8 protein-coding genes are annotated in these 11112 nt (G+C 67.9%); 5 read left to right on the top strand and 3 right to left on the bottom strand.

Going from position 1 to position 11112, the window contains the following annotated elements; genetic code table 11:
* Both MFF42_RS19980 and MFF42_RS19975 read left to right on the top strand, forming a co-directional pair.
* Nucleotides 1-356 (top strand): threonyl-trna synthetase (locus MFF42_RS19980; protein ID WP_238257313.1); only part of this gene is annotated, 356 nt, incomplete at its 5' end.
* Between the two features lie 42 nt (nt 357-398).
* Nucleotides 399-1340, top strand: coding sequence for a cation diffusion facilitator family transporter (locus MFF42_RS19975; protein ID WP_003596846.1), 942 nt, complete (start codon nt 399-401; stop codon nt 1338-1340).
* A gap of 249 nt (nt 1341-1589) precedes the next feature.
* Here the strand turns inward: MFF42_RS19975 and MFF42_RS19970 are convergent, their stop codons facing one another.
* Genes MFF42_RS19970 through MFF42_RS19960 form a run of 3 tightly spaced genes read right to left on the bottom strand, consistent with a single transcriptional unit; the run spans nt 1590 to nt 6955 of the window.
* Complete coding sequence (locus MFF42_RS19970; RefSeq protein ID WP_003596849.1) at nt 1590-1955, bottom strand: hypothetical protein; 366 nt, start codon at nt 1953-1955, stop codon at nt 1590-1592.
* 32 nt (nt 1956-1987) lie between these two features.
* On the bottom strand, nt 1988-5215 hold the full coding sequence (locus MFF42_RS19965) for an efflux RND transporter permease subunit (protein WP_003596851.1): 3228 nt from the start codon (nt 5213-5215) through the stop codon (nt 1988-1990).
* Nucleotides 5216-5227: 12 nt separating this feature from the next.
* Nucleotides 5228-6955 (bottom strand): efflux RND transporter periplasmic adaptor subunit, encoded by a 1728-nt coding sequence (locus tag MFF42_RS19960; RefSeq protein ID WP_003596852.1) that lies wholly within the window; start codon nt 6953-6955, stop codon nt 5228-5230.
* 892 nt (nt 6956-7847) lie between these two features.
* On the opposite strand from MFF42_RS19960, the gene MFF42_RS19955 reads away from it, so the two are divergent.
* The 3 genes from MFF42_RS19955 to MFF42_RS19945 form a co-directional block, all read left to right on the top strand.
* A complete protein-coding gene (locus tag MFF42_RS19955; RefSeq protein ID WP_003596853.1) occupies nt 7848-9344 on the top strand; it encodes a T6SS phospholipase effector Tle1-like catalytic domain-containing protein in 1497 nt (498 codons plus the stop codon).
* Between the two features lie 66 nt (nt 9345-9410).
* The gene (locus MFF42_RS19950; protein ID WP_003596854.1) at nt 9411-10292 is read left to right on the top strand and encodes an AAA family ATPase; all 882 of its coding nucleotides are present in this window, start codon (nt 9411-9413) and stop codon (nt 10290-10292) included.
* Between the two features lie 111 nt (nt 10293-10403).
* Nucleotides 10404-11112: ATP-dependent nuclease (locus tag MFF42_RS19945; protein ID WP_238257312.1), on the top strand; the 709-nt coding region annotated here is incomplete at its 3' end.

Genomic DNA, 11112 nt, shown 5'->3' with positions numbered 1-11112 from the left:
CGGGACCCGGGACGGCCGAGGTCATCCTGGTGATCTGCCGGACCGAGGGGCTGCAGCAGGTGGTCTGGGTCGGCGTGCCACTCTCCGGCGACGACCTCGCGAAAGCGCGTCGGGCCATCCACGACGAAGGCGTTCGCCGTTACGGCGAACCCGAGCCGGGACCGACGGCGGATGCGGAACTCTGGCCCGGTGGGCAGGCGCTGCTGGCCAGCCGCGAAACCGCGGACGGACGGCGCGAACTCGTCATGACGACGTTCGGCCCCGGATACCAGGCCTGTTCCGGGACGCACCACGTCGAGGCCGGGCATCCGGCTGGCGCACACGTGGCCGACCTGATCGGCGGAATCGCGCCCTGAAACCCGCGGTCGGACACATCATCGCAAACCTGGGATCGGCATATGGGACACGGACACGCACACGGCGGCGGCCATGGGCATTCGCACGGCGGCGGCATTCCCTCGGGCTCGGCTGCGGCCCGCAACAAGGGACGCCTCGCCTGGGCGCTCGGGCTGACCTTGACCTACATGTTCGCCGAGGTCGTCGGCGGCCTGCTCACCGGCAGCCTCGCGCTCCTGGCGGATGCCGCGCACATGGTCACGGACGCCGGCGGCCTCGCCCTGGCGTTGCTCGCCATTCACTACGCGGCCAAGGCGCCGACGGCGGGCAAGAGCTTCGGGTATATGCGCTTCGAGATCCTCGCGGCGCTCGCCAACGCCGTCGTGCTGCTCGGGGTCACCGCCTACATCCTCTACGAGGCCTATCGGCGCTTCGTGGAGCCGACCGAGATCCTCGGCTGGCCGATGATGCTGGTGGCGCTGGTTGGGCTGGGCGTGAACCTCGCCAGCATGAAGCTGCTGTCGGGCGGCTCGTCCGAGAGCCTCAACGTGAAGGGCGCCTACTTCGAAGTCTTTTCGGACATGCTGGGCTCGGTCGGCGTCATCCTCGCGGCCCTCGTGGTGATGGGCACGGGCTGGACCTGGGTCGATCCTCTCATCGGCGCCGGCATAGGCCTGTTCATCGTACCCCGGACCTGGCGACTGCTGAGCGAAGCCCTTCACATCCTGTTGGAGGGCACGCCTCCCGGCGTGGACCTCGCCGCCCTGAAGACCGAGATCGAGGCGATGCCGGGGGTGCGCCGCGCCTACGACCTGCATGCCTGGACGTTGACGTCGGGCTTCGACGCGATGAGCGGGCACGTGGTGGTCGACGACGTCGCCGGCGGGCCGGCGGTGATCCGTGCCGTGCGGGGCCTAATGAAGGAGCGGCACGGCATCGAGCACGTCACCGTCCAGGTCGAGGACGAGGCACTCTCCGCGGAGTTCCCGCACCTTCCCGTCTGAGGCGGCGCGGCCATGGTAGGCAAGAAGCTGGCCCGGGAAATCGAGAGATGGGAGTCCAAGCCGCGCGGCAGGCGTCGTGCCCGTCCGCACGTCAGAAGGCGGGCGGGACGCGACCTCGTCAAGGTGCTGGCGGTGTGCTTCCTGCTCCTGGGCTTCCTGGTGCTCCTGGGCCATTTGTCCTGACCCGGAGGTAGCCGGGCCGAGGCGGCCTGCGCGGAAGGAACCGCACGGGCCGCCCCACCGACGGCCCTACTGCTTCTCGAACCGCGCCTGGATGTTGTGCCCGTGCATCTTCGCGGACAGCACGACCTTCGCTCCCGCCGCCAGCGGGGCCTTAAGGTCGGCCATGAGCTTGTTCGGCGCCCCCGGCTTCAGGGTCAGCGTCTCCGTCTTGCCTCCGACCTGCACGAATGCCTTGGCCGAGAGGCCGGCGGTCTCGACCGGCTTGCCGTCCTCACCGGTCACGAAGAAGGTGATGCCGGTCTCGGTCGCGACGAACTCGACGGGATGTCCATCGGCGACCGTCGTCTGGCCGCCGTTCGGGCCGGCGGCGAGGCAGGGCGACGCGAGGGCGATGGCGACGGCAACGACGGCGAGGCGGAAGGGGGAGCGCATGACGATGTCCTTTCTCGGGGGTCGGGAAGGTCTCAGAACGCCTCGACGGGCGAACTTCTCGGTGCCTCGGGTGAAGCCTCGGGGCGGTGACGGGCCTCGTCCCGCAGCCGCTCCAGGGGCTTGCGGCCGAAGGTCAGGAACAGCACCGGGGTCAGCACGGTGTCGAGCAGCGTCGCACTGATCAGGCCGCCGAAGATCGTCACCGCCACGGGGTGCAGGATCTCCTTGCCCGGCGCGTCGGCGCCGATCATCAGCGGCACCAGGGCGACGCCCGCCGAGAGCGCCGTCATCAGGACCGGCGCCAGCCGCTCCAAGCTGCCGCGGATGACGAGGTCGCGCCCGAACGGCATGCCCTCGTGGATCGCCAGGTTCAGGTAGTGGCTGATCTTGAGGATGCCGTTGCGGGTGGCGATGCCGGTCAGCGTGATGAAGCCGATCATCGAGGCGACCGAGAGTGGCTGCCCGGCTATCCAAAGGGCGGCCACCGAGCCGATCAGGGCGAGCGGGATGCTGCCTAGGATGATCAGCGTGAAGACGACCGAGCGGTAACGGGAGTAGAGCAGCGCGAAGACCAGGGCGAGGGAGAGCAGCGACAGCAGGCCGATGGTCCGGCTCGCCTCTGCCTGGGCCTGGAAAGAGCCCTCCAGGCTCGTGGCGTACCCGTTGGGCAAGTTCGCCGCGGCGACCTTCTCCTGGATGGCCTGGACGATCTTTCCCATGTCGGAGCCGGGTTGGGTGTTGGCCTGCACGACGATGCGGCGCCGGGCGTTCTCGCGCAGGATCTGGTTCGGCCCGTCGGTCTCGCGGATGTCGGCGATCTGGCGGGCCGGCACCCAGCCGGACGGGGTCTCGATGAGGAGGTCGCCGAGGCGCTGGGTCGTGCGCATCGTGTCGGAGAGGCGCATCACCACGTCGAAGCGGCGGTAGCCGTCCACCACCCGCGAGACCACCTGCCCGTTCGACAGGCGGCTCAACTGCTCGACCAGGGCCGCGGGTTGGACGCCGTAGAGGGCCGCGCGGGCATAGTCGACGCGAATTTCCAACTGGGGGATGAGCACCTGCTTCTCGACCTGGAGGTCGGCGAGGCCGGGGATGTCCGAGAGCCGCGCCCTCGTGTCCTCGGCGAGCGCGCGCAGGGTGTCGAGATCCTCGCCGAAGATCTTGAGCGCGATCTCGGCGCGCACGCCCGAGAGCATGTGGTCGAGCCGGTGCGAGATCGGCTGGCCGACGTTGACGCTGACGGGCAGCACCGCGAGGCGCCCGCGGATGTCGGTGACGAGTTCGGGCTTGGGTCGCGACCCCGGCTTCAGGTCGATCTCAAGGTCGGAGGAGTGGACGCCTTCCGCGTGCTCGTCGAGCTCGGCCCGGCCGGTGCGGCGACCGATGGACTTCACGTCCTGCATCTCCAGGAGCAGCCGTTCCGCCACCAGTCCGATCCGGTTGCTCTCGGCCAGCGAGATGCCGGGGTTGAAGGTCATGTTGACCGTGAACGAGCCCTCGTTGAACGGCGGCAGGAAGGTGCGTGGCAGGAAGGTCGCCGCGAGCCCGGCCGCCGCCACCGCCAGACCGGCGACCGCCATGACCGGCCGGCCATGCCCGAGCAGGCCGCGCAGCAGGGCGGCGTTCCCGCGCTTAAGCCACTTGAGGAATTGGCTGTCATGCTCCTCCAGTCGCTTGAGGCCCGGCAGCAGGTAGTAGGCCAGCACCGGCGTCAGGGTGATGGAGACGAGGAGGCTCGCCAGGATCGAGACGATGTAGGCCTGACCCAGCGGGGCGAAGAGCCGGCCCTCGATGCCCGACAGGGCGAAGAGCGGCACGAACACCAGCACGATCACCATAGTGGCGTAGACGATGCCGGAGCGCACCTCGTTCGAGGCCTCTACCACGACTGTGAAGACGCTTTTGGGGTTACCCGCTTTACGGTTCTCGCCGAGTCTCCGAAAAATGTTTTCGACGTCGACCACCGCGTCGTCGACGAGTTCGCCGATGGCGATGGCGAGGCCGCCAAGGGTCATCGTATTGATCGACAGCCCGGCGAGGTGGAACACGACCGCGGTCGCCAGGATCGAGACCGGGATCGCCGTGAGCGAGATCGCGGTGGTGCGCACGTTCAAGAGGAAGGCGAACAGCACCACCGCGACGACGACGACGGCCTCCATCAGCACCGTCTCGACGTTGCGTATCGAGGTCTCGATGAAGTTCGCCTGCCGGAAGATGAGCTGGTCGGCGCGCACGCCCTTGAAGGCGCATGCCTCGCCGACGGGTTCGGCCACGGACGGACCCGTCCGATCCGAGCTGCCCTTGCCCGCGTCGGGGCCGCAGGCGTTCAGGCTGGCGGTGATCTCCGCGAGGGCCGTCTCGACCTCGCGGGTGAGCCGCACCGTGTCGACGGCCGGCTGCTTCTCGACCGAGACCACGACCGCGGGCGCGCCCATGTAACCGGCATCACCCCGCTTCACCCGGGCCGCGAAGGAGACCTCGGCCACCTGCCGCAGGTAGATCGGTCGGCCGTTGACGGTGGCGACGACCATGTTGCGCAGGTCGTCGAGGCTCATGCTCCGGCCGAGGTTCCGGATCAGGTACTCGCGGGCGTACTGGTCGGTGAAGCCGCCGCCGGTGTTGGTGCCGAACTGAGCCAGCGCCGTCTCCAGTTGGCCATGGGTGACGCCGAGCGCCCGCAGGGCCGTGGGCTGGGGCGCGACGCGGAACTGGCGCACCTCGCCGCCCATCGGGATCACCTGGGCGACGCCGGGGATCGAGAGCAGGCGTGGTCGGATGGTGAAGTCGGCGAGTTCCCGCAATTGCATCGGCGAGACCGTGCCGCCGTTGAGGGCGACCATCACGATCTGGCCCATGATCGAGGAGACCGGACCCATCATCGGGTTGACGTTTGGGGGTAGTTGCGGGCGCACCATCGCGAGGCGCTCGGCGACCTGCTGGCGGTTGCGGTAGATGTCGGTGCCCCAGTCGAACTCGACGTAGATCACCGAGAGGCCGACGCCGGACACGGAACGCACCCGGGTCACGCCCGGCAGGCCGTTCATCTGCGTCTCGACCGGGAACGTGACGAGCTGCTCGACCTCCTGGGGGGCGAGTCCCTCGGCCTCGGTCATGATCGTCACCGTCGGCCGATTGAGGTCCGGGAATACGTCGACCGGAAGCTTGGTCGCGGTGAAGGCACCGTAGATGACGAGCACCGCGGCAAGCGCCAGTACGAGGAGGCGGTTGCGCAGGGATTGCGTGACGAGGAGCGTGAACACGGGTTGGCCTCCTCAGCGGACCTGGTTGAGGAGTTCGGCGCCTTGGGTCACGATCCGCTTGCCCGCGGCGAGCCCGGAGACGACCAGCACCTGCCCCGCATCGAGCGGCTCGACCCGCACCTCGCGGGGCTCGAAGCGCTCCGGCGCGGTGTGCTCGTAGACGATGCTTTGGCCGTTGCCGCCACGCACCACGCTCATGCGCGGAAGCGCCAACCCCTTCTGCTGTGCGTCGGTTGCGGCCAGCACGGTGACGAACTGCCCGGTCCGCAGTTCCGACGGCGCGCCTTCGACGGCGAAGTGCATCGGCACGGCTTGGCTGCGGTCGGCGAGCCCTGCGCCCATGTAGGCGAGGCGCAGCATGCGACCGTCGGCAAGGCGGGCGGTGGCGTGCTGGCCGCCGGTGAGGGCGTCGAAGCTCAGCGCCTCGATCCAGAGGCGGGTCGGGTCGACGATCTGGAACACCTGCACGCCGGGGCTCGCCATCTGCCCGGCCACGGCGGTCGCCTCGGCGATCACGCCGTCGACCGGCGCCTTGAGTGCTTCGGGCTGCTGGCGGATTGTGTCGAGGGCGGCGCGGCGGTCGAGCAGACCCTTCAGCTCGGCCTGGGCGTCCTCCAGTTGCACCTGCGATACGGCGCCGCCCGGTGCGAGCTTGCGGTAACGTTCGACCCGTCGCTCCGTGACTGCGATCTGCTGGTCGAGTTCGCCCTGGCGTTGGCGCATGTCGGAGGCGTCGACCGCCTGCACCGGCGGCGTGACATAGGCCAGCACCTCGCCCTTGCGCACCCGCGTGCCGAGCCGCGGGAAGATCCCGGATTCCGGCGGCGAGAGCCGGCCGCCGACCGAGGACTGCACGACCCCGCTGGCACTCGGATCGGGCACGATGCGCCCCGGCAGCTCGACGGTGCGGCGCATGATGTCGGAGGATGTCACCACCGTGCGCACGGCCAGTACCCTCTGGGTGGGCTTGGGCACGAAGATCGACCCGTCCGGTTGACGTCGCGCCAAGTCCTGTCCCGCCGGCGCCGGGGCGGCCATGAGGGTGGTTTGCGATCCGGGGGCACTCCCGTGACCGTGCCCCTCGCCCGCGAAGGCGCGCGGCGCGAACGCGAGGGCGACGATGAGGGCGACGAGGGCAGTGGCCGGCAAGTAACGGCGCCCCTTCATCAGGAGCGTGACCGCGATGCCGAGAAGGAAGCCGGTGCTGCCGATGGCCAGCGGCAGCGGGTCGGCCTCCTTCAGGTGGCGCTGAAAGTCGTGGGCCGCGGCGAGGCCGGATGCCCACGCGGAGACACCCGCCTCAGACTTCGGCGGCGGTGCCTCCCGCACCGTCAACGTGACCGGAAACATGTCGGTTGAGCCTGCCGCGGTCACGGTGAAGAGCACCTCGTGCTCGCCGGGGTGCAGGCTCCAATGTGCATCGACCGCGTAGCTGCCGTCCGGCATGGGCGAGGCGGTGAGGGAGCCGTCCGGCGTCTCGGCTCGGACGACGGCGTCCGTCACAGGCTCGTTGGTGCCCACACGGTCGAGGAACACGGCCAAGCGGCCGCTTCGGACGATGGCGACCAATTCGAGCGCGTCGGTGCTCGACGTACTGCGCGGCGCTGTAGCCGCCGCCGGAGCCTGCGCCTCGTTGCCGTGGTCGTGCCCCTCATGGGCGACGGCGAGCGTCGGCGCACCGGCCCAGAGGCCAAACGCCAGGAGAGCCGTCCGCAGGGCGGAGGCGGAGAGAACACGCATGGGATGATCGAGCCTTCGCGTAAAGGAGGCTGGCGGCTGTCGTTCACGGACAGCCGCTCAGGGCGCGCGTTGGAGCGCGGACCTCAGGCGAAGGTTCGAGGGGGTTCGGGAAGCGTCTCAGGAACCACGCTGTCGAACGTGACTTTGCGGACGCCAGCCAACGTTCGCTCGGGCTTCCAGGCAACCACGACGGTCAAGCAGTCCCAGCGCGCGAACGACACTGGGCAGCAAAGGCCGCAAGGACCAGCCACCGACTCTTCGGCGCTTCGGTCGGCATGGCCCACCATGTCGTCAACCTGACCTGGCCCTCCGGTCACTTGGTACCCGACCGAGACGGACGTGTCGTGTCCGACGTGAAGCTCCCCCGCGTGCGAGTGTCCCGCACCCGCCACCGAAAAGGCGGCAAGCGACACGATCTGGAAGACCGTGAGCAACGAACGCCAAAAGGACCGGGTGGCCGACATGATGCGGGGTGCATAGCACATCCACGCGGGCAGACCATGAGCTATTTGGCGCTCAACGAGTGGCGCCCCGACGAAAGTCCTTGGATGTATCCGCCCCAACCGTTCGGTCCGGTGAGCGAGGTTCAAATCCGGGCACCGGCGGGGCCGGCCGCCGGTAGGGGGTTAGGTCCCGGCCGCCATTCCGGCCGCCTTGGTGTCAGGGGTGAGGTTGTTCGCGTGCAGGGCGCGACTTCGCCCGCCGGGCTTCGTGCTCGGAGGCCATGGCCTCCGTCAGCGCGTACACTCTGGTCGCAGATTGGGAACAAACAAGGAACCTGGCGGTTGCGACTCCCGAAGCTGGGCTTAACCGGTCTGACTGGGCGTCGGACGCGATCCAGCCTCGCAAGATGGGCTCCATTCCAGGACCATCCCGGCTGCAGGAGGGGGGCGTGGCTAAGAACATCGTGGTCTTCTCGGATGGCACCGGCCAGGAAGGTGGCCTCCGCGAGGAACAGCGCCTCAGCAACGTCTACAAGCTCTACCGCGTCTGCCGGGTCGGGCCGGACAGCGGCATCGACCCGCGCGAGCAGGTCGCCTTCTACGACGCCGGCCTCGGCACGGACGGCTCGGCCCCGGGTTTCGTCGGTGCCTACCGCCGACTGCAGAAGCTGCTGTCCTCGGTGACCGGCCTGGGCATCACGAAGAACATCGCCGACTGCTACGAGTTCGCCATCAACCACTACGAGCCCGGCGACCGCATCTACCTGATCGGCTTCAGCCGAGGGGCCTACACGGCCCGTTGCGTGGCCAACGTTCTGTTCCTGTGCGGCGTCCCGACGAAAGTGCCGGGCGGAGACCTTCCACGCTTCCGCAAGGCGACGCGGGACATCGCGGATGAGGCGGTGATCAAGGTCTATGAGTACGGCGCGGGTTCACCCCGGGGCGGCGACTACGAGAAGGACCGGTTCGAGTTGGCGAGGCGATTCCGGCGCAAGTACGGGTCGGGTGACGACCTTTCCTCGAACGTGGCACCGCACTTCATCGGCGTGTTCGACACCGTCGCCTCGCTCGGCGCGACCGGACCCAAGTGGTGGGGCATTGCGGCCGGCCTGACGATCCTGGCCGTGCTGGTTGCAGCCGTGCCCGCCGTCTTGTCCGACCTAGCGTTCGGCACCGGCTACTGGCGCCCGTTCCTGGCCACCCTCTCGCTCACTGCGGCGTTCGTCCTCTGGCGTTGGCTGCCGACAGCGGTCAAGACCATCACCGACTCACCGGTGAACGGGAAGGCGCGCTGGCACATCGCGCAATGGCGCTCCGGGAACTACGACCAACTGCTGAGCGGCCATGTCGGCTATGCCCGGCATGCCCTCTCCATCGACGAGACCCGCGCCGACTTCCCGCGGGTCAGGTGGGGCAGCCGGGACGGGGTGCGGAAAAAGGTCCAGGGCGAGCCCGATCCGCTCATCCAGATGTGGTTCGCCGGCAACCACTCCGACATCGGCGGCAGCTACCCCGAAGCCGAGAGCCGGCTGTCCGACGTCGCGTTGCAGTGGATGGTGGAGCAGGCCACCAAGATCCCGGATCCGCTTCGGGTCGACGGGATGGTGTCCGAAGAGCCCGGTACCGGCCGGCTGCACCTGCATCCGGCGTCCGATGGCATGCAGCACTGCGAGGTCGCAGGCATGCACGACTCCATCGCCGGCATCCTTCCCCGCTGGCTGTCCCGTCGGATGGGATGGCTGGGATGGCCGGTGAAGGTCCGGGAGATCCCGGAGGATGCCCTGGTCCACCCGAGCGTCAGGGAAAGATTCGATCTGGCCGAGGTGACCCAATGTGATGGGAAAGGTCCTTATAGGCCGTTGGCGTTGGCGAACCACCGGGACTTCAGGACCGCTTATGCGCCGGGCTCGCCAAACCCAGGGGCAGCGAAATCCGGCATCGTCTAGCAGACCAATCTGCGATTGCAGTTGCTTGGCCATCCGCGAAGCTGCGGACCGACTACGAGGGATGGAATGAGGCTCGACAGTTTCAGGGTCACCAATTTTCGCAGCGTCGAGGATTCGGAAGAGGTCACGCTCGGCGACATGGTCTGTCTTGTCGGCAAGAACGAGGCTGGCAAGACCGCCCTCCTTCAAGCCTTGGCCGGCCTGAATCCCCACCCGGCGACACCAACGGTATTCGATAGGGAACGGGACTACCCCAGGCGGCACCTGAACGAGTACGACGCACGGCATCCGAAGGAGGAGGGCGAGGCAATCGTCATCACGTCCAAATGGTCCCTATCGCCCGAGGATGTGGCGACGCTGGCCGAAGCGTTGGGCCCCGACTGTCTCCGGTCGCGTCAGATCACCCTCTCGCGCCGCTACGACGACGAAACCTTCCGCATCGACGTTCCGCTGAACTACCCGGCCATCGCCGAGTACCTGATGGCCAGCCACGGCCTCGGCGAAACCGTCAGGGAACCGCTTGCGGAAGCCACAACCACGGACATGCTCCGAAAGGCGTTGGAGGCGTTGGCGGAGCCGACGCCGGACCAAGTCGCGCTCCTGGAAACGATCAGGTCGTTCCCCGGCCAGAACGCGGTGGGTTTCGTTGGGAGCTACATCCGCTCCGTGACGCCCCAGTTCATGTACTTTTCGTATTACGACCGCATGGCCGGGCAAATCCGGGTCGACGACATCGTACGCAACGGGGACGCACCGTACCACCATCCCGGACATCCGCATGGAAACACGCATTTGGACGTCGGCGAGAGGGTTTTCCTCGACTTCCTCGAATTCGCCGGGACCTCGGTGGAGGAGATCAAGGCGTCGACGACCTACGAGTCGCTGAACGCCAAGTGTGAATCCGCATCGAACGCCATCACCGACCAATTGCAGGAATACTGGACGTAGAACGCGTTCCTGGAGCTTGAGGTCAGGGTCACGAAGGCGGAAGCGGGCGACCCCGCCCCGTTCAACGCCGGCGCGATCGCCCGCGCCCGTGTCAGGAACACCCTTCACAGGGTGACGGTGCCGTTCTCGGAGCGTAGCGCCGGGTTCATCTGGTTCTTCTCGTTCCTGGTGAAGTTCGCGCAGGTAAGCAAGCGTGGGGGCAACCAGATACTCCTGCTGGACGAGCCGGGGCTGACCCTCCACGGCAAGGCCCAGGCCGATCTGCTGCGGTACTTCGCCGACCGACTCCTGCCGAAGCACCAAGTGGTCTTCTCCACGCATTCGCCCTTCATGGTGCCGCCCGACGACCTGACGCTCTCCCGGATCATCGAGGACCAGGTCGAGCAGAAGCGTCCAGGCTTCTGGACGACGAAGGGTACCAAGGTCAGGGGCGACGTGCTCGCCACGGACCCGGACACCCTCTTCCCCCTCCAGGCCGCCTTGGGCTACGACGTCACCCAGGCGCTGTTCATCGGCAAGCACACCCTGCTGGTCGAGGGACCGGGCGACATCCTGTTCCTCAAGGCCCTGTCGGCTCAGCTGAAGCGACGGCGACGGACCGCGCTCGACCCCCGCTGGACGATCTGTCCGGCCGGTGGGCTCGACAAGATCCAGTCGTTCGTCTCCCTGTTCAAGGGCGCGAACCTACACCTGGCGGTGATGTCCGACAGAGCCCAGGGCGACAAGCGCAAGCTTGAGCAGCTCAAGGCCGCCGGTGCCATACCAGAGAGCCGCATCATGAATTATCCCGACGTGCTCGGCATCGCCGAGGGCGACGTCG

Source organism: Methylorubrum podarium (assembly GCF_022179745.1).
Classification (GTDB): Bacteria; Pseudomonadota; Alphaproteobacteria; order Rhizobiales; family Beijerinckiaceae; genus Methylobacterium; species Methylobacterium podarium.
Note: the sequence above shows the minus strand (reverse complement) of the source record. Positions and strands in the feature narration are given on the sequence as shown.

Excerpts from the sequence above, each read along its gene's own strand:
- MFF42_RS19975 (WP_003596846.1), top strand. The coding sequence starts at position 399 with ATGGGACACGGACACGCACACGGCGGCGGCCATGGGCATTCGCACGGC.
- MFF42_RS19970 (WP_003596849.1), bottom strand. The coding sequence starts at position 1,955 with ATGCGCTCCCCCTTCCGCCTCGCCGTCGTTGCCGTCGCCATCGCCCTC.
- MFF42_RS19960 (WP_003596852.1), bottom strand. The coding sequence starts at position 6,955 with ATGCGTGTTCTCTCCGCCTCCGCCCTGCGGACGGCTCTCCTGGCGTTT.
- MFF42_RS19950 (WP_003596854.1), top strand. The coding sequence starts at position 9,411 with ATGAGGCTCGACAGTTTCAGGGTCACCAATTTTCGCAGCGTCGAGGAT.